Annotated in this window: 22 protein-coding genes; 11 read left to right on the forward strand and 11 right to left on the reverse strand. The window is 67.2% G+C overall.

The window, feature by feature from the left end; translation table 11 throughout:
- Positions 1–11: 11 nt before the first annotated feature.
- Entirely contained in the window at positions 12–1,061 is a 1,050-nt protein-coding gene (locus G6N57_RS14495; protein ID WP_077743110.1) for an LLM class flavin-dependent oxidoreductase, read from the forward strand.
- 7 nt (positions 1,062–1,068) lie between these two features.
- Here G6N57_RS14495 and G6N57_RS14500 read toward each other — a convergent pair whose 3' ends face one another.
- The 3 genes from G6N57_RS14500 to G6N57_RS14510 are packed head-to-tail and all read right to left on the reverse strand — an operon-like array spanning position 1,069 to position 2,440.
- Positions 1,069–1,512 (reverse strand): nitroreductase family deazaflavin-dependent oxidoreductase, encoded by a 444-nt coding sequence (locus tag G6N57_RS14500; protein ID WP_077743278.1) that lies wholly within the window; start codon positions 1,510–1,512, stop codon positions 1,069–1,071.
- 10 nt (positions 1,513–1,522) lie between these two features.
- Entirely contained in the window at positions 1,523–1,960 is a 438-nt protein-coding gene (locus G6N57_RS14505; RefSeq protein ID WP_065509787.1) for an HIT family protein, read from the reverse strand.
- A 9-nt stretch (positions 1,961–1,969) separates the two neighbouring features.
- Positions 1,970–2,440, reverse strand: a complete 471-nt coding sequence (locus tag G6N57_RS14510) for a VOC family protein (RefSeq protein ID WP_077743112.1) — start codon at positions 2,438–2,440, stop codon at positions 1,970–1,972.
- A gap of 27 nt (positions 2,441–2,467) precedes the next feature.
- On the opposite strand from G6N57_RS14510, the gene G6N57_RS14515 reads away from it, so the two are divergent.
- Positions 2,468–3,292: an AraC family transcriptional regulator gene (locus G6N57_RS14515; protein WP_077743279.1), complete on the forward strand. Its 825-nt coding sequence runs from the start codon at positions 2,468–2,470 to the stop codon at positions 3,290–3,292.
- Here the strand turns inward: G6N57_RS14515 and G6N57_RS14520 are convergent.
- The 3 genes from G6N57_RS14520 to G6N57_RS14530 all read right to left on the reverse strand — a co-directional run bounded on the left by G6N57_RS14520 (position 3,289) and on the right by G6N57_RS14530 (position 8,538).
- Positions 3,289–3,582: a CDGP domain-containing protein gene (locus G6N57_RS14520; RefSeq protein ID WP_077743280.1), complete on the reverse strand. Its 294-nt coding sequence runs from the start codon at positions 3,580–3,582 to the stop codon at positions 3,289–3,291. The genes G6N57_RS14515 and G6N57_RS14520 overlap by 4 nt on opposite strands.
- 138 nt (positions 3,583–3,720) lie before the next feature.
- Complete coding sequence (locus G6N57_RS14525; protein WP_077743113.1) at positions 3,721–5,319, reverse strand: HNH endonuclease signature motif containing protein; 1,599 nt, start codon at positions 5,317–5,319, stop codon at positions 3,721–3,723.
- A gap of 51 nt (positions 5,320–5,370) precedes the next feature.
- Positions 5,371–8,538 (reverse strand): ATP-binding protein, encoded by a 3,168-nt coding sequence (locus G6N57_RS14530; RefSeq protein ID WP_077743115.1) that lies wholly within the window; start codon positions 8,536–8,538, stop codon positions 5,371–5,373.
- A gap of 84 nt (positions 8,539–8,622) precedes the next feature.
- Here G6N57_RS14530 and G6N57_RS14535 point away from each other — a divergent pair, with 84 nt between their 5' ends.
- On the forward strand, positions 8,623–8,898 hold the full coding sequence (locus G6N57_RS14535; RefSeq protein ID WP_077743117.1) for a ribosomal protein L7/L12: 276 nt from the start codon (positions 8,623–8,625) through the stop codon (positions 8,896–8,898).
- A gap of 6 nt (positions 8,899–8,904) precedes the next feature.
- Here G6N57_RS14535 and G6N57_RS14540 read toward each other — a convergent pair whose 3' ends face one another.
- The 3 genes from G6N57_RS14540 to G6N57_RS14550 form a co-directional block, all read right to left on the reverse strand.
- On the reverse strand, positions 8,905–9,393 hold the full coding sequence (locus tag G6N57_RS14540; protein ID WP_077743119.1) for a DNA-deoxyinosine glycosylase: 489 nt from the start codon (positions 9,391–9,393) through the stop codon (positions 8,905–8,907).
- Positions 9,390–10,082, reverse strand: coding sequence for a polysaccharide deacetylase family protein (locus G6N57_RS14545; protein ID WP_077743120.1), 693 nt, complete (start codon positions 10,080–10,082; stop codon positions 9,390–9,392). Before G6N57_RS14545 ends, G6N57_RS14540 begins: the two co-directional genes overlap by 4 nt.
- 100 nt (positions 10,083–10,182) lie before the next feature.
- Entirely contained in the window at positions 10,183–12,012 is a 1,830-nt protein-coding gene (locus tag G6N57_RS14550; RefSeq protein WP_077743121.1) for a flavin-containing monooxygenase, read from the reverse strand.
- Positions 12,013–12,140: 128 nt separating this feature from the next.
- On the opposite strand from G6N57_RS14550, the gene G6N57_RS14555 reads away from it, so the two are divergent.
- From G6N57_RS14555 to G6N57_RS14575, 5 genes are all read left to right on the forward strand, one after another.
- Positions 12,141–13,196 (forward strand): 2,3-butanediol dehydrogenase, encoded by a 1,056-nt coding sequence (locus G6N57_RS14555; protein ID WP_077743122.1) that lies wholly within the window; start codon positions 12,141–12,143, stop codon positions 13,194–13,196.
- Positions 13,193–13,972, forward strand: coding sequence for an acetoin reductase (locus G6N57_RS14560; RefSeq protein ID WP_077743123.1), 780 nt, complete (start codon positions 13,193–13,195; stop codon positions 13,970–13,972). Before G6N57_RS14555 ends, G6N57_RS14560 begins: the two co-directional genes overlap by 4 nt.
- 45 nt (positions 13,973–14,017) lie before the next feature.
- Positions 14,018–15,304, forward strand: a complete 1,287-nt coding sequence (locus tag G6N57_RS14565) for a helix-turn-helix domain-containing protein (protein ID WP_077743124.1) — start codon at positions 14,018–14,020, stop codon at positions 15,302–15,304.
- Positions 15,304–16,410 (forward strand): adenylate/guanylate cyclase domain-containing protein, encoded by a 1,107-nt coding sequence (locus G6N57_RS14570; RefSeq protein ID WP_077743125.1) that lies wholly within the window; start codon positions 15,304–15,306, stop codon positions 16,408–16,410. The genes G6N57_RS14565 and G6N57_RS14570 overlap by 1 nt, the downstream gene beginning before the upstream one ends.
- Before the next feature lie 84 nt (positions 16,411–16,494).
- Entirely contained in the window at positions 16,495–17,169 is a 675-nt protein-coding gene (locus tag G6N57_RS14575) for a DUF305 domain-containing protein (protein WP_077743127.1), read from the forward strand.
- Here the strand turns inward: G6N57_RS14575 and G6N57_RS14580 are convergent.
- Both G6N57_RS14580 and G6N57_RS14585 read right to left on the reverse strand, forming a co-directional pair.
- A complete protein-coding gene (locus tag G6N57_RS14580) occupies positions 17,166–18,254 on the reverse strand; it encodes a HAMP domain-containing sensor histidine kinase (protein ID WP_077743128.1) in 1,089 nt (362 codons plus the stop codon). The two genes, G6N57_RS14575 and G6N57_RS14580, sit on opposite strands and share 4 nt — an antisense overlap.
- Positions 18,251–18,967 carry a response regulator gene (locus G6N57_RS14585; protein ID WP_097926099.1) on the reverse strand — a complete coding sequence of 239 codons (717 nt, stop codon included), beginning with the start codon at positions 18,965–18,967 and terminating at the stop codon, positions 18,251–18,253. The genes G6N57_RS14580 and G6N57_RS14585 overlap by 4 nt, the downstream gene beginning before the upstream one ends.
- Positions 18,968–19,067: 100 nt before the next feature.
- On the opposite strand from G6N57_RS14585, the gene G6N57_RS14590 reads away from it, so the two are divergent.
- From G6N57_RS14590 to G6N57_RS14600, 3 genes are read left to right on the forward strand one after another with little or no spacing between them, the layout of a single operon-like run.
- A complete protein-coding gene (locus G6N57_RS14590; RefSeq protein WP_077743132.1) occupies positions 19,068–19,274 on the forward strand; it encodes a heavy-metal-associated domain-containing protein in 207 nt (68 codons plus the stop codon).
- Positions 19,275–19,287: 13 nt separating this feature from the next.
- Complete coding sequence (locus G6N57_RS14595; RefSeq protein ID WP_077743133.1) at positions 19,288–20,103, forward strand: DUF8832 domain-containing protein; 816 nt, start codon at positions 19,288–19,290, stop codon at positions 20,101–20,103.
- On the forward strand, positions 20,100–22,340 hold the full coding sequence (locus G6N57_RS14600; RefSeq protein WP_077743134.1) for a heavy metal translocating P-type ATPase: 2,241 nt from the start codon (positions 20,100–20,102) through the stop codon (positions 22,338–22,340). The genes G6N57_RS14595 and G6N57_RS14600 overlap by 4 nt, the downstream gene beginning before the upstream one ends.
- Positions 22,341–22,404: the final 64 nt, after the last annotated feature.

Below are 22,404 nucleotides of genomic sequence, written 5' to 3' on the forward strand. Positions count from 1 at the left end.
TTGACGCTGTCATGCGGCTTTCTGTCCTCGACCTCGTCCCGGTGCGTACCGACCAGTCCACTGCCGATGCTCTGACGGCAACGACTCACCTGGCGCAGACCGCTGACCGGCTCGGATACACCCGCTACTGGCTCGCCGAGCACCACAACATGCCCGCGGTGGCCGCGACCAGCCCGCCGGTGCTGATCGCGCATCTGGCCGCGCACACCACCCAGTTGCGGCTGGGCTCGGGCGGGGTGATGCTGCCCAATCACGCCCCGTTGGCGGTGGCCGAGCAGTTCGCGCTGCTGGAGGCTGCCCATCCCGGCCGTATCGACCTCGGCATCGGCCGGGCCCCGGGTTCGGACCCGGTCACCTCGCTGGCGCTGCGCGGCGCCGCCGGCCGCGATGATCGCGATATCGAGGCATTTCCGCAGTACCTCGACGACGTCGTGGCGCTGATGAGCGCGCGTGGTGTGCGGGTGCCGCTGCCGCGGGATCTGATGCGGGAAAACTATGTCCTCAAGGCGACGCCGGCTGCGGTCACCGAACCACGGATGTGGCTGCTGGGCTCGTCGATGTACTCGGCGCATCTGGCGGCGGCCAAGGGGTTGCCGTACGTGTTCGCCCACCATTTCTCTGGGCAGGGCACCGCCGAGGCGCTGGCTGTCTATCGCGACGAGTTCCAGCCCAGCGACCTGGCCTCCGAGCCGGTGACCTTCCTGACGGTCAACGCCTCGGTGGCCGAGACCACCGAGGAGGCCATGGCTCTGCTCCTGCCGCAGCTGCAGATGATGGGCCGACTGCGGACCGGTCAGCCGCTCGGCGCCCTCGATCTGGTCGAGGATGCCGAGGCGACGACCCTCACCCCGCAGGCGCAGGCGGTTGTGGCCTCCGGGCTTCGGCGTGCCGTGGTCGGTTCGCCCACCGAGGCGGCCGAGCAGGTCCGGGCGCTGGCCGCGGAGTTCGACGTCGACGAGGTGATGGTCAATCCGGTGGGTTCGGCCCGCCGCGGCGCCGATCCGGCCACCGCGACGGCGCGCGATACCACCCTGGAACTGCTCGCCAAGGAGCTGTTCTGAGGCGCCGCTAGGGCGTCAGGACGACCACCGGAATCGGGCGCGTGGTCCGCTTCTGGTAGCCGATGTAGCGGTTCTTGTTGCCCTTCATGTTGTTCACGATGTCCCACAACCGCGGGTAGTCGGGGTCTTCGGGTAATACCGGTTTGGCCGTCACGCCGAATCGCTTGGGCCCCACGTTGATCTCTACCTGCGGTTTGGCCTTGAGATTGTGGTACCAGCCCGGAGATGTGGGCTCGCCGCCTTTCGACGCCACCACGAGGTAGTCGGCGCCGTCTTTCGCGTAGGCCAGCGAATTCGCGCGCTGCTGGCCGGTTTTGGCGCCGACGGTATGCAGGATGAGTGTCGACGGACCACCCGGGATCGTGTGCCCGATCCGGCCGTCGGTGGCTTTGTAGATCTTGTCGTGCAACAACAACATCGGGAGGCCGATGTAACGCTCCCACCAGGGCATGCTCATGCGGTCAATCCTGCGCGGATTCGTCCAGCTGCGCCAATGCTGCACGTAGCAGGCGGCCGGACTCCTCGCGGTCCGGGTCGCGGCGCACCATCATGCCCTTGACGAAGGACAGTTTGTCGCCGCTCTGGCGCGGCACCACGTGCAGGTGGATGTGGAAAACGCTCTGGAACGCGGCCTTGCCGTCGTTGATCACGATGTTGTTGCCGTCGGCGTGCAGCCCGGACAGCCGGGCTGCACGCGCGATGCGCTGGCCGATGCGGGCCATAGCGGCCACGGTTTCGGCCGGGGTGTCGGTCAGGTCAACCGTGTGCCGCTTCGGGATCACCAGGGTGTGGCCGCGGGTGAACGGCCTGATGTCGAGAATGCCCAGGTAATCGTCGTCCTCGTAGATGCGGATGGCGGGGGCCTCCCCGGCGACGATGGCGCAGAACACGCAAGACATGCCGCCACGTTAGCCGCCTGCGGTGGCCGCCCATTCGGCGACGCGGCGTTCGCGCTCTTGCGGCGTGAGGTCTTCGACGCGCGTCATCACGGTCCAGCGCTGGCCGAACGGGTCGAGGATGGAGGCGAAGCGGTCGCCGGTAACGAACGTCTGTGCGGGCTCGCGGATCGTCGCACCCGCTTTCTCGGCTCGGGCCACCACGTCGTCGACGTCCGGGCAGTACAACCCGATGGAATGGGTTGCCGCTGCACCCGGTGCCGGGGCGGCGATCTGGTAGGCCTCCTGCGGGTCGCCGAGTTGCAGCCGGCCGGTGCCGAAGTCCAGTTCGGCATGTGCGACAGTGCCGTCGGGTCCGTCCATCCGTTCGACGACTTCGGCGCCGAACACGTTCTGGTAGAACGTGATTGCCTTGGCGGCGCCGTCGACGCAGATGAACGGGGTCAGGCTGGTGTAGCCCTGCGGAATCGGTGTGACACTCATACCGACCAGTTTCGTAGGCTGGTGGTCATGGCCGCTTGGAAAAACGCGCCAGAGCGGGGCGTGGTCGGCCGTGCCGGCAATGTCTCGGCTTTCGACCTGCACCGCTGGGCACCGTCGGAGGATGCGGCGAGGTTCGTCGAGCACTTCTGGTCGGTGAGCTGGGATCGGCACGAGGCCGGTCCGTTCGAGAGCACGGTGATCACCTTCCCGGCCATGCACCTGACCCGTGAGTGGGGCGATGACGGTGTGCGCCATGGTCATCGGCTACCCAGCACGTTGCTGCACGGGGTGGTGCCCAAGGTTTTCCGCATCACCATCAGCGGCCGTGGGGCAGTGGTGGGGGCACGGTTCAGGCCCGGTGGCTTCACCGCCCGGTTCGGCGGCGATGCCGCCGCGATGACTGGGCGGGTGGTGCCGGTAGACGACGAGTTGCTGGGCACACCAGTAGATTTCGGTGAGGACGCGACAGCGGTCCGGCTCGGGTTCGACTCGATGATCGGGGCGATGACCGGCGAGGTGGATCCGACGTACCAGGAGCTGACGTCGCTGGTCGATCGAATGCGGGACGACGGGTCATTGCACCGGGTCGAGCAGGTCATGGCGCTCTCGCCGTGGAGTACCCGAACCACGCAGCGGGTGTTCCGCAGCTATGTCGGCGTGACGGTCAAGTGGGTGCTGTGCCGGTACCGGCTACAGCAGGCGGCCCTGGAGATCGAGAGCGCGCCCGAGGTCGATTTCGCCGATCTTGCAGTGCGACTCGGTTGGTACGACCAAGCCCATTTCATCAACGACTTCCGGTCCATGCTGGGCAGCACGCCGGGGGAGTACGCGGCCGCGCATGGTGGCGGCTAACCGTCGATATGGGTCGGTGGATCGGCGAACGTGAAATCGAACGGATAGTCGTGGCCGGGGCCCATCGGGTCGCAGCGCTTGACGGGCACCAGGTGGGAACTGAAGCCGCTGGGCACATAGCCCCAGGTGCCGATGCAACGTTGCCAGCTGCCGTCGGGCTGGATGGGTCCGTCGCACTTGCTGATGACGTTGCCGCCGTACACGCAGCCGGCGCTGGCCGGCGGGGCCGAGGTGATCATCCCGGCCACCGTCAGCACGGTGGCCAGGCCTCCGATGATGAAGAGCTTCACGGGTTCTCCCATCTGCCGCTACTCAACGACGCTACCGCGCAGCCGACTCGGTGGTGGCACCTTTGTGCCTTTCGCCGCGGGTAGGCACTGTCGATCACCCCCCAACGCCATCAGAGGGGCACCGCCGCTCGCGCGGCTTCAGAAGGGTGGGGGTGGTCCGTGTTCTTCGGCGAGCCAGGCTTGGTATTGGCGTTCGACTTCGATGTCGTGGTTGAGTTCGGCGCGCAGGAATCGTTCTTCGGTGATGCGGTCTTGGCGGTCTTGTTCGCGGGTGCGTGAGCGTTTGGGCATCTTCACGCCGCGGTTCGGGCTGGGAGCTTCGGGTTCGGGAAGGTTCAGGTCGCCGGTCGGGGTTCCGAGGGTGGGGAACATGGCGGCGCCGTGGGGTTCGGTGACATGGGTGTGGCTGGTGGGTGTGGTGATTTCGACTGTGCCGTCGGGTAATTGACGATCCGACCAGCCGGGGCAGAACGTTTTCAGCAGGTGATGGGCCCGGCAGTACAGCTTGGTGTTGGACGGGTGGGTCGGGCCCAGCGGGTAGGGCACGGTGTGGTCGATATCGCAGCGTTGCACGGGGGCGTCACAGCCGGGGAATCGACAGGTCAGATCGCGCCAGCGGATGAACTCCGAGAGCGCCACCGAGGGCCGATACCCCGGCTCAGCTTCCTGGGGCGTAGCGACCGACTCGGCCGGTTCCGCCGGCTCGGATAGGTCGGTCGACTCGGCGGGTTTGGTGGGTGCCACAGCCTCTGGCGAAGCGCTCGATTCGGTTGGCGCAGTCGTATCAGTCGACTGGCGGGGTTGAGCCGCGCTGGGTTCGGCGGGCTCAGCACCGCGGGCGGGGATCCGTACCGGCTTGATCTTCGCCGAGGCCGCCAGGTCGCGCACACGATCGGCGGGCAGGATGCCGTACCCGGGCAGGTATCCCGGATGGTTCGAGGTGCCATCGAGGGTGGCTTGTTCGGCCAGCACATGTACCACCGCCGCATCAGCGGCCGCCCTCTTTTGCGCCGCCGGGCAGTCGTCGCGACCGCACCGGCAGGCCAGTTGGCCCTCCAACCGGGCCAGTGGCCCGATCGCATCGGCACGCCGCCGCTCCCGGCTGCGCGGATCATGCTCACACACCGTGTCCGCCAACGCATCCAGGCGTTGATCCAACGCCGCCCCGTCCTCAGCATCAACATTCGCCACGATGATGGCCTGACCCGGGCTGCCCGGATCCACCTGCACAAACCGATCCTGCGCCACATCCGGCGGTATCCGCACCCCATTGGGATCCACTGTGGCGATCCGGTGATCGATCCGTTCCCGCAGTTGTTTTTCCGACAACCGCATCCACTGAGACGCCCGGCCGGCCAACTCCGCATCCAGTTCGGCCCACACCGACGGGTCGGTGGTCTCGGTGCGGGCGATGATCATCCGCACCACCCGATAATCGATGTCGCCGACGGCAAACCGGGCCGCCACCTGGGGCAGTTTGTCGCGCAGCACTCGGGCGTGATGCACCTGGGTGCCGCCGCGGCCCCGGCTGATCCGCATCGCCGCCGACACCTCCGCCGAAACCTCGTCGAACGGGTCGGTGCGCCAGTAAATACTGTCGGCCAGTTCCTGTTCACGCAGGCTGTCCAACGCCCCGACCTCGGCCAACCGGGCCGCGATCGCCACCGACTCGGCCCGCGTGGCAGCACTGATCCGCTCGATCAGCTCCACATCGGACACGACCTCGGTGTCGAACATACATTCGAGTATGCCACCACCCACCGACACGTGCGGGAGGATTGGGCGAGATCAAGGCAGCGCCAACGCCAGCGCCGTGTGCCCTTCGAACCCGAGCCGGGTTGCCATGTCCCGGTACTGGTCACGGAAATCGCGGTAGCTCGCGTCGTCGCCCTTCGCGCGGGCGATGAGTGCGCGGACCCGCAGAAGCATGATGTCGCGAATGACGAGGCCGTCTTCGGCTGGAGTCGCCGCCAGCCTGGCGATCGCCGCCTCGGCCTCGGCCACGTCGCCCTCGGCCCCGCGGTCCAGCAGGGCTTCGGCGAGGATTCCGGTCGCGAGGATGTTGTACGGAAGCTGCCCGCTGTGAAAGAGGTCGTCGATCGCCTCGCGCAGCACCCGGATGGCTCCGGCCCGGTCGCCGCGCTTGGCCCGCTCGCGCGCGGTGTACATGTCGATACCGATCAACTCGGACATATAGAACCGTCCACTGACACACATCTGCCGGACCTGGCCGAGAATAGCCAGCCCGCGCTCGCGGTCGGCAGGCGAATCTCGGTTCAGCAATGCGTATCCCATGGTCACCCGGGCCAGGCCGAGAGCGATGTCGTCGCCGGCCCCCTCGGTGATCTGCAGCGCCTCGTCGATGTCGCGCAGTGCTTCGTCGCTGGCGAGCAGTACGCCGCACGACACCGTGGTGAAGTACGTCCAGGTGATGACGAGCGCGTGGGTGAACCTGTCGGTGTTGCGGGCCATGGCGAGCGCATGATCGAGGTCTGCGCGCCAACCATCAAGGCCAAGGGCCCATTTGGCGATGCTGCGGGCCGCGAAGGCGACCGCCAGCGGTGAGCCGACGATGAAGTTGCCCTTGGTGGGGTCTCCGTCAGCCAGGTCGATCGCCATCTGCGACCAGCGCAGCACCTCACCCATTTCGCCGCTTTCGATCTTGAGTGAGATCGGAGTCGCCGACAAGCCGACCGTCAGCGCCGGGTCGCCGATGGACTCGATCAAGGTCATGTGCTCGGACACCTGCCTCGACGCGTCGCGCACCCGGCCCTGCAACATCAGTTCGCCGGTCAACCCGGCCATGCCGATCGCCAGTGAGGCCTTGTCCCCGGCGGCCTCGCACAGCTCCCTCAGTTCCTCGAACCGGGCACCGGAGACATTCACCTTGATCCGGAAGCCATTGCCGCACACCAGAGTGCGCGGCGCTATCCGCATCGCGGGCCGGTCGGGATCGTCGGCTGGCAACAAGTCGGCGATCTGCCGAGCGCGCTCCCAACATATCTGGGCCGCGGCGGAATCGCGATTGTTCGCCCACGCTCCGGCACGCATGTGCCAGGCGTACGCCGTGTGCAGATCGCCTGCGGCTTCGAGGTGTTCGGCGATCAATGCCGCGTTCTCGTCGGCCAGCTCGGGTTCGCGATCGGCAATGGTGTTGGCCAGGCGTCGATGCAGTTCAGCCCGATCGGATTTCAGCTGTGATTCGTAGGCGACGGTCCGCACCATCGGGTGGTGGAAGGCGAACTCCGCGTGCGGCGTGTACTGCACCTGATCGATCAGTTCGGCTTCGATCAGATCCTCGAACACCGGCTCGGTGTCCAGGCAGGCCAGCAAGCCCTCGCTGAACCTGGATCCGATGACCGCGGCGGCGCTCAGCGTTCGCTTGGCCGCGGGATCCAGCCGGTCGATCCGCGCGGCGATGGTGGCCTGGAGGGTGGCGGGCACGCTCACCCGGCCGTGCCCGTCGCACAGTACGTAGGCGCCGCGTTCGCCGCGGAGCAGACCCCGTTCGGCCAGGTCCCGCACGATCTCGAGGGCGAAGAACGGGTTGCCGGCGGCCCGCCCGGTGATGGTTTCGGTCAGGTCCGCGACGCCGTCACCGGTACCCAGCAGCTCATTGATCAACGCTGATGTTTCCGAATCATCCAGTGGTGCAAGGACTATCGTTTGCGCGCCATGGACGTGGCTCAATGCGCCGTGATACTCGGGGCGGTAGGTGATCAGGACGAGGGATGGGGTCTGCGGAGTCACTGACAAGAAATCCGCCAGCATCGATTCGCTCACGCTGTCGATCCAGTGGGCATCCTCGATGACATAGACCGCCGGGGTGTTCCGCGCCAGCGACGCCGCGTTGACCAGGGTGGTGAGCCGGCGCCGCCGGGCATCGGGGTCGATCACCGGCAGGTCGACGTCGGGATCGCCGATGCCGAGTAGGTCGTCGAGTAGCTCAAGGCTCTCCGTGCTGTCGTCGGGAACCTGGGCCCGAAGCTTGGCCCGGGCCGGCTCACGGTCCAGCTCCGCCACACCGAACCCGGCCCGCAGGAGGCCCGCGATGGCGTGAAACGGGATTTCGGTGGTGTGGGACTCGCAGAAGGTGGAGTGCACGGGGACGCCGCGGGTAGCGGCCTTCGCCGCGAGTTCGCTGACCAGCCGGCTCTTGCCGATACCGGGTCCGCCCACCAGCAGGACGATGCTGCCGTGCCCCTGGATCGAGCGCTCCAGGATGCCCTCGACAGCGGACAGTTCCCAGCCTCGGCCGACCAGCGTTGATTCGCCGACGTTGAGCAGGTTGTGGGTGGAATTGAGCTCGAGCAGGCGGCGCGCCCGGATCGGGTGATCGGCACCCTTGACCTGCACCATCTCCGGCTCACCCAGCATCATGGTGTCTTCGACCAGGTGCGCGGTCGATTCGGTGAGCATCACCCCGCCGGACGGGGCGACCGATTCCATCCGCTGGGCCATCCCTACGTGTTCGCCGATGGCGGTGTAGCTCATCGTGTCGGTGCCGACCTCGCCGGTGATGACCTGACCGGAGCTCAGTCCGACTCGCAGCTGTAGGGCGAGGCCATCGCGGGCACTTACCTGCACCGCCAGCAGGGCGGTCTGCCGCTGGATCTCGAGGGCGGCCATACAGGCGCGAAAAGCATGGTCTTCTAACGCAACCGGTGCACCGAAGATGGCCATGATGCCGTCGCCGGTGAATTTGTCGACGGTGCCGCCGTAGCGGCGGACCACTGCGGCTGATCGGTTGAACAGGTCGCTCATGATCTCGCGGAGACGTTCGGCGCCCAACGTTGCTGCGATGTCCATCGACCGCACGACGTCGGCGAACAAGACGGTGACCTGCTTGTACTCGGCGCCAGGTGTCGAGATGACGGGGGCGCCGCACGCGTCGCAGTATCGGGCGCCTGCCCGAGGCTCGGTGCCACACGCGCGGCACGTCGCAGTTTCCGTCATTCGAAGCCCCCGCCATCGGAGAACCTGCTGCAATGAGAATAGAACGCAGCAACGCCGCGGGGGCGGGGATGCCACACTGACACTATGGGCCTTTTCCGCGGCAACGATGAATCGAGCAACGACCTGCGCCGACGTGTAGAGGAACTTGAACGACGGGTCGCGGCCCTGGAACGGGCGGCCTCGGCCGCGGGGCACCCGGTGTCGGTGCCACCGACGGCTCACCCCAGCGAGATGGTGGCCAGCCAGATGGTCCGCCAGCTGGCTCTGCAGGGGCAGAAGATCGCGGCCATCAAGCTGTTGCGCGACGAGACCGGGCTGCGGCTCAAGGAAGCCAAGGACATCGTCGACCGGCTGGCTTGACCGAAACTAGCCGCCCAGAGCAGCTCTCCACGCGTCCAGTTTCGCTGCGAACGCCATCGTCTGTGCCGGGCTGCTCGACGGCACCCGCACGCTGGGCGGCGGGGGAGTGTCGACCAGCCGCCGGTAGTTCGACTCGGCGGCAGCCCCGTTGAACACCACGCGGTCGAGAGAGGGATGTTCGCTGAAGAAGGCATCAAAGTCGTTGGCCACCATGCTGTCACGCTCCACGGCCGAGTCGAGGCTGCCCACCCGTCGGCATGATCGCAGCACGTCCCACACCGCGACATGGTATGCGCACAGCGCGGCCACTCGCTCCGGATAGGGCGCATCGACGCTGAATCCGAAGAGAGTGCCGGTGATCCGCCAGAACGCGTTGCGCGGATTGCCGTAGTACTGCCCCGAGGACAGGGACATCGCACTGGGCATGTTGCCCAAGACCAGTACGCGCGGCGCCGCGCCGACGATCGGGTCCAGCCCGTGCAGCAGCTCGGTCATGGGGTGGCCAGCAGTTCGGACACCGTGACGAATCGATAACCGGCTGAGCGTAATTCGTTGACGACGCGGGGGACGGCGGCCCGGGAGGCGTCACGGCTGTCGTACATCGCGTGCAGCAGGATGATCGAACCCGGCCGTACCCGCGACACCGTCTCGGCCACGATGGCGTCGACGTTCACCCCGGTGGCGGAATCTGGTTCGACGTCCCAGGTGACCATGGTCCGATCGTGGGCGGCCAGGTATCGCGGCAGCGTCCAGAGCTTCTTCCCATAGGGCGGGCGGAACGTGATCTGGCCCTGGTAACCGGTTGTCCGGATCGCGGCATCGGTCCGCTCGATCTCGTCGGCGACCGTGCCCGGTGACATCAGCACCATTCGCCGGTGCGAGTAGCTGTGATTGCCGATCTCGTGGCCGGCGGCGGCGATCGCGGCACCGTACTGAGGCGCGGCGGTCAATTCGGCGCCGGTGAGATAGAACGTGGCGCGAACACCCGCGTCGTCGAGCATCCGCAGCACTTCCGGGGTGTACCCGGTCGGGCCGTCGTCGAAGGTCAGGGCGACGACTTTGGCCGAGGTGTCGACCCGGTGCACCAGGTGTCCGGCAAGGGCGAAGCTGCGTGAGTTCATCACCCGATACCCAACGGCGAGCACGGTCACCGCCACCACGAGCAGGACAGCCAGGCTCCACATCCATCGGCGCACCAATGCTGTATATCAAGACCCGCGCACACGCGGGCGCCCCGAACGGTGTGGGGGTATGTCACGTTCGGGGCGCCATGTCGTGGGTCTGTCAGCTCAGGTGATGGACCTCCTGCAGTCCGTACACCGGCGTTGCCAGGCCTTCGTAGCGGGCCTTGAGCTGCAACGCCAGATACAGCGAATAGTGCCGGGATTGGTGCAGATTGCCGCCATGCAGCCACAGGTTGGGCTGCTGGGTGGGCTTCCACATGTTGCGTTGTTCGCCTTCCCACGGTCCGGGGTCCTTGGTGGTGCCCGAACCCAGGCCCCACACCTTTCCGATCCGGTCGGCGACTTCCTGGCTGATCAGGTCGGCCGCCCAGCCGTTCATGGACCCGAACCCGGTGGCGTACACCACCACATCGGCGGGCAGTTCGGTGCCGTCGGCCAGGATCACCGAGTCCTCGGTCAGCCGGTCGATCTCGCCGTGCGCGAGTTTGATGCTGCCGTCGGCGATCAGCTCGCAGGCGCCGACGTCGATGTAGTAGCCCGAGCCGCGACGGAGGTACTTCATGAACAGGCCGGAGTCGTCGTCACCGAAGTCCAGTTCGAATCCGGCGGCTTCCAGTCGTGCGTAGAAGTCCTTGTCGCGCTGGCGGATCGCGTCGTAGATGGGCCGCTGGAAGTCGGCCATGATGCGATAGGGCAGGGACGCGAAGGTCAGGTCGGCCTTCTCGGTGGTCATTCCCGCCGCGACGGCCCGCTCCGAGTACAGGTCGCCCAGGCCCAGCTCCATCAGCGATTCCGATTTCACGATGTGCGTCGAGGAGCGTTGCACCATGGTGACGTCGACGTAGTTCTCGTACAACGCTTTACAGATGTCGTGGGCGGAGTTGTTGGAGCCGATCACCACGACGCGCTTCCCCAGATACTGGTCCGGGCCGGGATGGTGGCTGGAATGGTGTTGTTCGCCGCGGAAGATGTCCTGGCCGGGAAGCGTCGGGATGCTTGGCTTGCCCGACATGCCCGTCGCCAGCACCAGCTGTGTCGGTCGCAGTGTCACGGGCTCGCCGTTGCGGTTCACCTCGACGGTCCACCGCTGTTCGTCTTCGTCGTAGGACGCCGACAGGCAGGTCGTCGAGCTCCAGTACGGCACCTCCATGACCCGGGTGTAGAACTCCAGCCAGTCGCCGATCTTGTCCTTCGGCGCGAACACCGGCCAGTTGGCCGGGAACGGCAGATAGGGCAGATGGTCGTACCACACCGGATCGTGCAGGCACAGCGACTTGTAGCGCTTGCGCCACTGGTCACCGGGCCGCTCGTGTTGGTCGACGACGATGGCGGGCACGCCGAGCTGGCGCAGCCGGGCGCCCAGCGCGATACCGCCCTGGCCACCGCCGATCACCACGATGTAGGGCTGCTCGGTGTAGCCCAGGGTCAGGTCCTCGTCGAGGCGTTTCTCGGCCCAGGATCGCCGGTCCGGATCGGAGCCGTGGGTGGCGCCCAGCGGCCGGTTGGCACCCTTGCGTTCTTCGTGGCCCTTGAGTTCCTGCATTGTGGTCAGCAGGGTCCAGCCGAGTTCGTCGCGTAGCCGCAGATGTCCCTTGCCGCGGCCCACGGCGGTCTCGAATTCGATGAACGCCGAGGTGACGACGTGTTCTCCGTCGAACTCCTCGGTCGGGGTCTCGGCCGTCCGGAACCCGGACGGGTCGGTGTCGTTCAACCGGGCGGTCAGCATGTCGGCGATTCCGTCACGGCCCTCGAGGGTCTTGAGGTTCCAGGTGAAGGCGACCAGGTCACGCCAGAAGCTGTCGGTCGCGAACTTTCCGACGACGCGCTGGATGTCCCGGTCGGCCAGTGCGGATTCGAAATCGGCCAGCCAGGCGTCAACCCGTTCCTGTGGTGACAGTGTGGCCAGCGGTGCGGCGGTGGTCTGAGTCATGTGGCCCAGCCCACACCGTGCCCAACACCGCAACAAGGGTTGCACGGGGTTGCAACGGGCCCGGCGTTTGAGACCGCAACGTCTTGCAACCCTTACGGCGCACCCCGCGGGTCACCTAGAACGGCCCTATGAAAGCAGCCGTGTACTACGGACCCAACAAGGTCGAAGTCGCCGACGTCCCCGAACCCGATCCCGCCCCGGGGACCGTGAAGATCAAGGTGGGTTTCAACGGAATCTGCGGCACTGACCTGCATGAATACTATGCGGGTCCGATCTTCGTACCGACCGGACCACACCCCTTGACCGGCCGGCAGTTGCCGTTGACGATGGGGCACGAGTTCTCCGGAACCATCACCGAGGTGGGAGCCGGCGTCACCGATTTCGCCCCGGGCGATCGGGTCGCCGTCGAGCCGATTTACCAATGCGGCAATTGCGCACCGTGCCGGGCGGGCACCTACAACATCTGTCAGCAGATCGGCTTCCACGGGCTGATGTCCGACGGCGGCATGGCCGAATACACCGTGGTGCCGAAGGACATGCTGCACCGGCTGCCCGACAACGTCTCACTCGAACTCGGCGCGCTGGTCGAGCCGATGTCGGTGGCCTATCACGCCGCGACGCTCGGCGAGGTCGGTCCGCTGCACACCGCGGTGATCTTCGGGGCCGGGCCGATCGGTATCGGTCTGTGGTTCGCGCTGCGCGGCAAGGGACTCGACGATGTTTTCGTCGTGGAGCCCTCGCCCACCCGCAGGTCCGCGATCGAGTCGCTCGGTGCCAAGACCCTGGATCCGACCACCACCGAAGTGCCGGTGTTCATCGTCGATCACACCGAAGGCCGCGGTGCCGACGCGGCATTCGACGCGGCCGGGGTCGCTCCCGCGATCGCGGCGGCCACTGCCTGCGTGGGTGCCCGCAAACCGACGGTCAGCGTCGCGATCTACGAGAAGCCGCTGCCGACACCGTTGCTCAATCTGGTGATGAACGAGTCCAGGATCCAGGGCTCGTTGTGTTACACCTCGGCGGACTTCGAAGCGGTCATCGACCTCATGGCGCAGGGGATGTACGACACGAGGGGATGGGTCACCCCCATCGCGATCGACGACGTGATCGACGAGGGGTTCGAAGCGTTGCACGCAGGGGAGAAGATGAAGGTGCTCGTCGATCCGAACGGAGAATCAGCATGACATTGCAGGGAAAGGTGGCGCTCGTGACCGGCGCGGGCCGCGGGATCGGGCAGGGCATCGCACTGCGGCTGGCGCGGGAAGGTGCCGCCGTCGCACTGGTCGACGTGGCAGCAGAAGGTATCGATGCGGTGGCCCGCGAGGTCGCCGAAACTGGCTCGAAAGCAACAACTTTCGTCGGCGACGTGAGCGACCGTGATTCGGTGTACGCGGCGGTGGAGCACGCCGCCTCGACCCTCGGCGGGTTCGACATCATGGTCAACAACGCCGGGGTGGCGCTCGTCGGGCCGATCGCCGAGGTGACGCCCGCCGACCTGACCCGGGTGTGGTCGATCAACGTCGACGGCGTGTTGTGGGGAATCCAAGCAGCCGCGGCCAAGTTCATCGAGCTGGGCAGGCCCGGGAAGATCATCAATGCCTCCTCGATCGCCGGCCACGACGGCTTCGCCATGCTCGGGGTGTACAGCGCCACCAAGTTCGCGGTGCGCGGGCTGACCCAGGCCGCGGCCAAGGAGTACGCGTCGGCGGGGATCACCGTCAACGCGTACTGTCCCGGCATCGTCGGCACCGATATGTGGGTCGAGATCGACAAGCGGTTCGCGGAATTGACCGGCGCCGCCGAAGGCGAGACGTTCCAGAAGTACGCGGGCGGTATCGCGTTGGGTCGGCCGGAAACGCCAGAGGACGTGGCCGGATTCGTCGCCTATCTGTCCGGGCCGGATGCCGATTACATGACTGGTCAGGCGGGTCTGATCGATGGAGGGCTGGTCTATCGTTAGCCCGAGATTGGCGCCTAGATGTGATGTGGAGCACAATCGGCGGTGATGGCCGGTTCATCGGTACCTGAGCCCGCGGTATCCCCTGGTGAGGATCCGCGGCAGTACGCCATGCTCTTGTCCGCGGTCTACGACGCCACCATGTCGGGTGACCGCGCACCCGCGCGTCCGCGGGCGGTGATCGAAGATTCCTGGAACAGGCTGCGGGCCAAGGGGATAAACCCGGATCATCACATTCCGCCACAGGTAGAGACGTCGGGGCTGGACCTGTTGCGCCAGCAGTCGGGGCTCATCGCGGTGCTCGACGACGTGTCGCGCGGGCTGGATTCGGTGATCGAAGAGGGCGACAACATCCTGGTGGTGGCCGATGCCCGGGGCCGGGTGCTGTGGCGCTCGGGGTCACCGCGGGTGCTCAGCCTCGCCGACCGCCTCGGTTTCATCGAGGGTGCGACGTGGAGTGAGAGCGCGGTCGGCACCAACGGGATCGGCACCGCACTGGCCTCACATCGTGCGGTGCAGATCTTCTCGGCCGAACATTTCCTGCGCAGTCACCATCCGTGGACGTGTGCCGGTGCACCGATCAAGGATCCGCGCACCGGTCAGGTCATCGGCATCGTGGACGTGTCCGGCCCGGCCTCCACCGTGCATCCGACGACGGTCGCCCTGGTCGACCTGGTGGCGCGGCTCGCGGAATCGCAACTGCGCGAGGCGCATGACCGGACGTTGAACCGGCTGCGCGCGGTGGCGGCACCCATTCTGGCCAGGGTGGGCAGCCCGGCGCTTGCCGTCGATGCCGAGGGCTGGGTCGCGGCCGTGGCCTCCTTGCCGTTGCACAACCGGATCTTGTTGCCCGAGAGCGGGTTACCCGGCCGGGTGTGGATCCCCCCGTTGGGCATGTGCGATGTCGAGGCGCTGCCGGGCGGGTGGCTGGTCCGGATCGCCGACGACGCGGAGCCCAGTGCGGCGCCGTCGCGGGTCATCCTCGATCTGCGCGATGGCGAGCCGTCGCTGGAGATGGCAGGCCAGTTCGGCAGCTGGCGGCGCAGCATCTCCAGCCGGCACGCCGAGATCTTGCTGGTCCTGGCCACCAGCCAGCAGGGGCGGACGGCCCCGGAGCTGGCGGAGGATCTCTACGGCGATCGGTCCAGGGTGGTGACGGTGCGTGCCGAGATGTCGCGGCTGCGTAAGCAGTTCGGCGGCCTGGTGGCCGGTAAGCCCTACCGCTTCGGAGACTCGGTGGTCGTGGACGTGCGTTATCCGCAGGACATGTCGTCATTGCTGGCCGCTTCGACAGCTCCGGCCGTTCATGCCGCCCGTGGGTATACCTTGACCTGATGGTGGCCGACTCCACACTCCTTGACGGGCTCGACGGCGAAGCCGCTACTCAGCGAGCCGAGCTGGTCGAATGGCTGCTGTCCCGGGGGATCACCGCCGACCAGATCCGCCAGGCCGTGACCCCGATGTTGCTGGCGTCGCGTCGCGTGGCCGGGGACGACGGCACGTACGTCTCGACTCGCGAGATCAGCGAGCAGACGGGCCTGGACGTCGCGCTGGTGCAGCGACTGCAGCGCGCGATGGGGCTGGCCACCGTCGACGACCCTGACGCCGCGGTGCTGCTGCGGGCGGACGCCGAGGCGGTCGGTTTCGCCGAGCGGTTCCTGGAACTGGGGATCGACCCGGACCAGCTCGTGTTGATCACCCGGGTGCTCTCCGAGGGGCTCGGCCGGGCCGCCGAGGTGATGCGTTACGCGGCGCTGGCGGCGGTGTTGACACCCGGCGCAACGGAATTGGAGACGGCGAAGGCCAGCGAAGCGCTGGTGGCCGAGGCCGCCCCGCTGATCGGGCCGATGATCCGGGACATGTTGTTCGTGCAACTGCGCCACGCCATGGAGACCGAGGCGGTGAGCGCTTCCGAGCGGGCCGAGGGCGTTCCGCTGCCGGGTGCCCGGTTGGTCACCATCGCGTTCGCCGACATCGTCGGGTTCACCCGGCTGGGCGAGGTGGTGCAGCCCGAAGACCTTGAGCGGCTGGCGAATCGGTTGGCCGACGCGGCACGTGAGGTGGCCTTCGGCCCGGTGCGGCTGATCAAGACCATCGGCGATGCGGTGATGCTCGTCAGCGCCGATCCGGTGGCACTGCTGGAGGCGGCGCTGAAGCTGGTGGCCGCCACCGAAACCGACGAGGATTTCCCGCGGTTGCGCGTCGGGCTGGCGACCGGCCCGGCGGTGAGCCGGGCCGGTGACTGGTTCGGTAGTGCGGTGAACCTGGCGAGCCGGGTCACCGGGGCGGCGCGGCCCGGGACGGTGTTGGTGGCCGAGTCCACCCGTACGGCGGTCGCCGAGTCCGGCGGCGACGAGCGGTTCGGCTGGTCGTTCGCCGGGGCCCGTCACCTCAAGGGCGTCAAGAATGATGTGAAGCTCTTCCGAGCCAGACCCGCATAGCGGTCGCAGGGAAATGCGCCGAGCTTTATCGAATCTTCATCGAACGACTAGGGCAGCCACATCGAGTCCCGGGACGCTGGAGACATGACGAAACTGATGATGCTGAGTGCCGGCGCGGTGGTCGCGGCGGCCCTGGTGGCCGGTTGTAGCAACGACAAGGCCGACAGGACTGCCGACATGGAAATGACCAACAGTGCCACCACCTCCGCGGCGGCGAGCGCGCCGGTCACCAGTGAGGCCCACAACGATGCCGACGTGATGTTCGCCCATCACATGATTCCGCACCACCAGCAGGCGGTCGAGATGAGCGACGTGCTGCTGGCCAAGCAGGGCATCGATCCGCGGGTCACCGAGCTGGCCACACAGATCAAGGGCGCCCAGGCCCCCGAGATCGCGCAGATGCAGGGCTGGCTGAAGCAGTGGGGCAACCCGCCGATGCCTTCGATGTCCCAGATGCCGCAGCAGGGCCACGGCGACATGGGCCACGGCAACATGGGACAGGGCGGCATGGGTGACATGCCCGCCATGCAGGGCATGGTGTCGGAGACCGACATGACCGCGCTGCGCAACGCCCAGGGCGCCGAGGCGGCCAAGCTGTACCTGACGCACATGATCGCCCACCACGAGGGCGCGATCACCATGGCTCAGGATGAGATCAAGGACGGTCAGTACCCCGCCGCGGTCGAGATGGCCCGCACCATCGTGAAGACGCAGCAGGCGGAGATCGACACGATGCGGCAGATCCTGGGCTCGCTCTAACCGGTCGGCAGGATGATCGTGAAGGTGGTCCCGGCGCCCGAGCTGGTCACGCTGATGCGGCCGCGGTGCGCTTCGACCAGGGCCTTCACGATCGCCAGTCCGATGCCGGATCCACCGTGGTCGCGGTCGCGCGCGGTGTCGGCCCGGTAGAACCGTTCGAAGACATGGGGCAGGTGCTCGGCAGGGATGCCCTCGCCGGTATCGGTCACCGTCAGTGTGGCGTTCCCGTCGGGGCCACGACTGGCATCGATCGTCACCCGGCCCCCGGACGGGGTGTGTCGCAACGCGTTGTCGAGCAGGTTGCCCAGGATCTGGGCCAACCGGTGCGGATCAGCGGACAGGGTCGGCAGGTCGTCGTCCACCCGCCGGCTCAGCGTGACGCCTTTGTCGTCGAATCGGTCCTTGGCCGCGGCGATCGCGGCGGCCACCACGGTGTCCATCGCCACCGGTACCGGCGTGATCGTGGCCGGGGTTTCCTCGGCCTTGGCCAGGGCTCCGGCGTCGCCGGCGAACCGGACCAGCCGATGGGTCTGCTGGCGCAGCATCGAGACAGTCTCGGGGTCAAGTGTTCTCACACCGTCTTCGATGGCCTCGAAGTAGGCCTCCAGAACCGAAACGGGGGTGCGGATCTCATGGGCGAGATCGCTGAACAGCCTGCGGCGGCTGGCGTCCACCGCCTCCAAGCGTCCGGCCATCTGGTTGAAAGAACTCGCCAGGGAGTCGAATTCATCGCCGAGATGGGCCGGCGGAACCCTCGAGTCGTAGTGGCCGTCAGCGATGGCCGTGGCGGCCTGCGACACCTGGGTCAGCGACTTCTGCAGCCGCCGACCGAAGTACCAGGTGACGATCAGAGCCGCCAGTATCGCCACACACGACGCCACTCCGATCGAGATGACCGTGGCGTAGACGTAGGCCTCCTCGGCGTGCATCTGCTCGGCGGAGTCGCCGGATACCCCTGCGCGGTGCAGATGTTCGCGGAACAGCGGCGGCCCGACCACGGCGGCGACCAGACCGGTGGTGCCCGCGCCGGCCACCAGCACCAGGGCCTGGGCGAACAGCAGTCGCGTGCGCAGTCCGACGCTCATCGCGGGTTTTCCTGCCCCGTGCCCATGCGGTATCCGACGCCGCGCACCGTGATCACGTACAGCGGATCGGCGGGGTCGTCGCCGAGCTTGCGGCGGAGGTGACCGATATGGACGTCGACGAGGTGTTCGTTGCCGACATAGGTGGTCTCCCAGACGGATTCGAGGATCTGTCGACGGCTGAGCGCCACCCCGGGACGAGCCGACAGCGCGGCGAGCACGTCGAATTCGGTGCGGGTCAGCATGATCGGTTCGTCGTGGAGGAACACCTGGCGTCCGTCGACGTCGATTCGCAGCGCACCGAATACCCGCCCGTCTGTGGCCGTGGGGGAGGAGACGCGCGGCCGGCGCAGCATCGCCCGGATCCTGGCGACCAGTTCCCGCGGGCTGAAGGGTTTGGTCATGTAATCGTCGGCGCCCACCGACAGGCCGACGATGGTGTCCATCTCGGTATCGCGGGCGGTGAGCATCACCACGTAGGCGTCGGAGAAGGTGCGCAGCGATCGGCAGACCTCTACCCCGTCGATGCCGGGCAGGCCGAGGTCGAGGACCACCACGTCGGGGTCGACCTCACGGGCCAACCGCAGGGCCTCGGCGCCCTCGTGGGCGAGCGTGACCTCGAAGTGTTCGCGGGTCAGATAGCTGGCAATGACCTCGGCCAGCGGGGCTTCGTCGTCGACCACCAGGGCGCGGTAGCCGCCCGGATTCTGCTCCATCAGCCCATAGTGCAGGAGTGGACCGGGGGACATAGGGATTTGATACCCTAGGGGGGTATAGTATGAGTCAACAACGAAGCTGACTTCAGGAGGAACCTGCATGAGTACCCAGACCGTCACTGTCACCGGCATGACCTGCGGGCACTGCGCCACGTCCGTGCGTGAAGAGGTGGGTGGCCTTCCTGGTGTGCGCACGGTCGAGGTGGATCTGGCGACCGGAGTGGTGACCATCGACAGCGAGAGCCGGCTCGATCCTTCCGCCATCAGTGCCGCGGTCGCCGAGGCCGGCTACGCCGTCGCGGGTTGAGCGGAGGTCGATCGTGAGTGCGCCGCAGAAGCTCATCGGGTTCGTCGTCGGACTTGTAGTGGTGTTCGCCGTGTCCTTCGGGATCGGCGCTGCGGTGACGCCGACCGGGATCCGCGCCGACGGTCATGCCGCAGACCACGGGGCGGGGTACGCGCTGAAGCTCGATGAGACCGCGCTGCCGTCCGGCCCCGCGGTGCCCCTGCGGTTCCGCGTCATCGACGGCTCCGGCGCCCCGGTGACCGGCTACGTAGAGAGCCACGAGAAGCTGCTGCACCTGATCGTGGTGCGCCGTGATCTCGCCGTCTATCAGCATGTGCATCCGGTGCTGGACGGGCAGGGCACGTGGAGCGTTCCGCTGGATCTGACCAAACCCGGCGACTACCGGGTGTTCGCCGACTTCGTACCGGCCGATGGCCGTCCGGCGACGCTCGGCGCCGATATCACCGTCGCGGGGAAGTACCAACCGCAGCCGCTGCCTGCCCCCACGACCACGGCCGCAGTCGACGGCTACACCGTCACACTCGGCGGGGTGGCCAGGGCTGGTCAACCTTCGGAGCTGACGCTGTCGGTCAGCCGGGACGGCAAGCCGGTCACCGACCTGCAGCCGTATTTGGGTGCCTACGGGCACCTGGTCGCAGTGCGTGCATCGGATCTGGAGTATCTGCACGTCCATCCGATGAGCGATGCGGCCGACCCGGCCACCGCGCCGGGACCTCAGATCGCTTTCCACACCACGCTTCCCAGTGCCGGTTCGTACCGGCTGTTCCTGGACTTCAAGCACCGCGACGCGGTGCATACCGCCGAATTCACCGTTGAGGGGGCACCGTGAGCACCGCTACCGGTCATGTCGTACTGGACATCGGCGGGATGACGTGTGCGTCGTGCGCGGGCCGAATCGAGCGGAAGCTCAACAAACTCGAAGGCGTCACCGCGACGGTGAACTTCGCCACCGAGAAGGCGACTGTCGACGTCGCGGGCGAGGTGACACCTGATCAGCTGATCGAGGCTGTCGAAACCGCGGGCTACACAGCGCAATTGCCCGTCACCGAAGCGGGCGAGAGCCATGACGAGGACGATCCGACCGCAGCGTTGCGCACCCGGCTGATCGTGTCCGCGGTGCTGACCGTCCCCGTGGTGGCCATGGCGATGGTGCCTGCGCTGCAGTTCACCAACTGGCAATGGCTGTCGCTGACCCTGGCCGCGCCGGTCGTGGTGTGGGGCGCGCTGCCGTTCCACCGTGCGGCCTGGACGAATCTGCGGCACGGCACCGCCACCATGGACACGCTCATCTCGATGGGCACCATCGCCGCGTTCGGCTGGTCGCTGTACGCGTTGTTCTGGGGTACCGCCGGCATGCCGGGGATGACTCATCCGTTCTCTCTGTCGATCTCTCAATCCGACGGCACCGGGAACATCTACCTCGAAGTCGCGGCCGGCGTCACCACCTTCATCCTGGCCGGGCGGTATTTCGAGGCGAAGTCGAAACGGCGGGCCGGGGCGGCGCTGCGGGCATTGCTGGAGCTCGGCGCCAAGGACGTCGCGGTGCTGAGAAACGGTGCGGAACAACGCATTCCCATCGAGTCGCTCTCTGTGGGTGACGAGTTCGTGGTCCGGCCCGGGGAGAAGATCGCCACCGACGGTGAGGTGGTCGACGGCTCGTCGGCGGTGGACGCCTCGATGCTCACCGGCGAATCGGTTCCGGTCGAAGTGGCCCCGGGTGACCAGGTGGTCGGCGCCACGGTCAACGTCGGTGGCCGGCTCGTGGTGCGGGCCAAGCGAATCGGCTCCGATACCCAGCTGGCGCAGATGGCCCGGTTGGTCGAGGACGCACAATCCGGCAAGGCACAGGCGCAGCGTCTGGCCGACAAGGTCTCGGCAGTCTTCGTGCCCATCGTCATCGCTCTTGCGGTCGGCACGCTCGGTTTCTGGATGGGCACCGGCGGATCGGTGGCCGCGGCTTTCACCGCCGCAGTGGCGGTGTTGATCATCGCCTGCCCGTGTGCGCTGGGCCTGGCCACTCCGACCGCGCTGTTGGTCGGGACGGGCCGCGGTGCCCAACTCGGCATCCTGATCAAGGGCCCCGAGGTGCTGGAATCCACCCGCCGGGTGGACACCGTGGTGCTGGACAAGACCGGGACGGTGACCACGGGGGCGATGACGCTGCTCGACGTGATCACCACCGCCGGTGAGGATCCCGCCGAGGTGCTGCGGTTGGCCGGTGCGGTCGAAGACGGCTCCGAGCACCCGATCGCCCAGGCCATCGCCAAGGGCGCCCGTGACAAGGTCGGGGAGTTGCCGACGGTCGAGGGATTCGTCAATGTGCCGGGCCTCGGGGTGCAGGGTGTCGTCGACGGCCATGCCCTGGTAGTTGGCCGCCGCCGGTTGCTGGCGGACTGGTCACGTCGGCGAGCCGACCATCAGCCTGAGCCGCTGCCCACGGATCTGGACACCGCGATGCGCGAGGCTCAGGCTCTGGGCCGCACGGCGATCGCCGTGGGGTGGGACGGACAGGCGCGGGCGGTCCTGGTGGTTGCCGACGCGGTGAAGCCCACCTCGAAGGAGGCGATCGACCAGCTGCGTTCCCTCGGTCTGGAGCCAATCATGCTGACCGGTGACAACGAGGCGGCCGCGCAGGCGATCGCCGAGCAGGTTGGCGTGCAAGAGGTTTACGCCGAGGTGCTGCCGCAGGACAAAGTCGACGTGATCAAGCGCCTGCAGGATGAGGGCCGGGTGGTGGCCATGGTCGGCGACGGCGTCAACGACGCCGCGGCGCTGGCCCAGGCAGACTTGGGCCTGGCCATGGGTACCGGAACCGACGTGGCGATCGAGGCCAGCGATCTGACCTTGGTGCGCGGCGATCTGCGGGCGGCAGCCGATGCCATCCGGTTGTCCCGGCGCACGCTGGCCACGATCAAGGGCAACCTGTTCTGGGCCTTTGCCTATAACGTCGCCGCATTGCCGCTTGCTGCGGCCGGACTGCTCAACCCCATGCTGGCCGGTGCCGCAATGGCGTTCTCCTCGGTTTTCGTGGTCACCAACAGCCTGCGGCTGAGGAGATTCCGATGATCGCAGATCTGTCACAGGCTGGATTCGATTCACGCACAACCAGAATCGCGGGCATCGCGCCGTT

This window comes from Mycolicibacterium boenickei, from assembly GCF_010731295.1.
GTDB classification, from domain to species: Bacteria; Actinomycetota; Actinomycetes; order Mycobacteriales; family Mycobacteriaceae; genus Mycobacterium; species Mycobacterium boenickei.

What these genes read in the sequence shown, in the direction of transcription:
- G6N57_RS14495 (WP_077743110.1), top strand. Translation starts at nt 12, where the DNA reads ATGCGGCTTTCTGTCCTCGACCTCGTCCCGGTGCGTACCGACCAGTCC.
- G6N57_RS14500 (WP_077743278.1), bottom strand. Translation starts at nt 1,512, where the DNA reads ATGCCCTGGTGGGAGCGTTACATCGGCCTCCCGATGTTGTTGTTGCAC.
- G6N57_RS14505 (WP_065509787.1), bottom strand. Translation starts at nt 1,960, where the DNA reads ATGTCTTGCGTGTTCTGCGCCATCGTCGCCGGGGAGGCCCCCGCCATC.
- G6N57_RS14510 (WP_077743112.1), bottom strand. Translation starts at nt 2,440, where the DNA reads ATGAGTGTCACACCGATTCCGCAGGGCTACACCAGCCTGACCCCGTTC.
- G6N57_RS14515 (WP_077743279.1), top strand. Translation starts at nt 2,468, where the DNA reads ATGGCCGCTTGGAAAAACGCGCCAGAGCGGGGCGTGGTCGGCCGTGCC.
- G6N57_RS14525 (WP_077743113.1), bottom strand. Translation starts at nt 5,319, where the DNA reads ATGTTCGACACCGAGGTCGTGTCCGATGTGGAGCTGATCGAGCGGATC.
- G6N57_RS14530 (WP_077743115.1), bottom strand. Translation starts at nt 8,538, where the DNA reads ATGACGGAAACTGCGACGTGCCGCGCGTGTGGCACCGAGCCTCGGGCA.
- G6N57_RS14535 (WP_077743117.1), top strand. Translation starts at nt 8,623, where the DNA reads ATGGGCCTTTTCCGCGGCAACGATGAATCGAGCAACGACCTGCGCCGA.
- G6N57_RS14540 (WP_077743119.1), bottom strand. Translation starts at nt 9,393, where the DNA reads ATGACCGAGCTGCTGCACGGGCTGGACCCGATCGTCGGCGCGGCGCCG.
- G6N57_RS14545 (WP_077743120.1), bottom strand. Translation starts at nt 10,082, where the DNA reads ATGTGGAGCCTGGCTGTCCTGCTCGTGGTGGCGGTGACCGTGCTCGCC.
- G6N57_RS14550 (WP_077743121.1), bottom strand. Translation starts at nt 12,012, where the DNA reads ATGACTCAGACCACCGCCGCACCGCTGGCCACACTGTCACCACAGGAA.
- G6N57_RS14555 (WP_077743122.1), top strand. Translation starts at nt 12,141, where the DNA reads ATGAAAGCAGCCGTGTACTACGGACCCAACAAGGTCGAAGTCGCCGAC.
- G6N57_RS14560 (WP_077743123.1), top strand. Translation starts at nt 13,193, where the DNA reads ATGACATTGCAGGGAAAGGTGGCGCTCGTGACCGGCGCGGGCCGCGGG.
- G6N57_RS14565 (WP_077743124.1), top strand. Translation starts at nt 14,018, where the DNA reads ATGGCCGGTTCATCGGTACCTGAGCCCGCGGTATCCCCTGGTGAGGAT.
- G6N57_RS14570 (WP_077743125.1), top strand. Translation starts at nt 15,304, where the DNA reads ATGGTGGCCGACTCCACACTCCTTGACGGGCTCGACGGCGAAGCCGCT.
- G6N57_RS14575 (WP_077743127.1), top strand. Translation starts at nt 16,495, where the DNA reads ATGACGAAACTGATGATGCTGAGTGCCGGCGCGGTGGTCGCGGCGGCC.
- G6N57_RS14580 (WP_077743128.1), bottom strand. Translation starts at nt 18,254, where the DNA reads ATGAGCGTCGGACTGCGCACGCGACTGCTGTTCGCCCAGGCCCTGGTG.
- G6N57_RS14585 (WP_097926099.1), bottom strand. Translation starts at nt 18,967, where the DNA reads ATGGAGCAGAATCCGGGCGGCTACCGCGCCCTGGTGGTCGACGACGAA.
- G6N57_RS14590 (WP_077743132.1), top strand. Translation starts at nt 19,068, where the DNA reads ATGAGTACCCAGACCGTCACTGTCACCGGCATGACCTGCGGGCACTGC.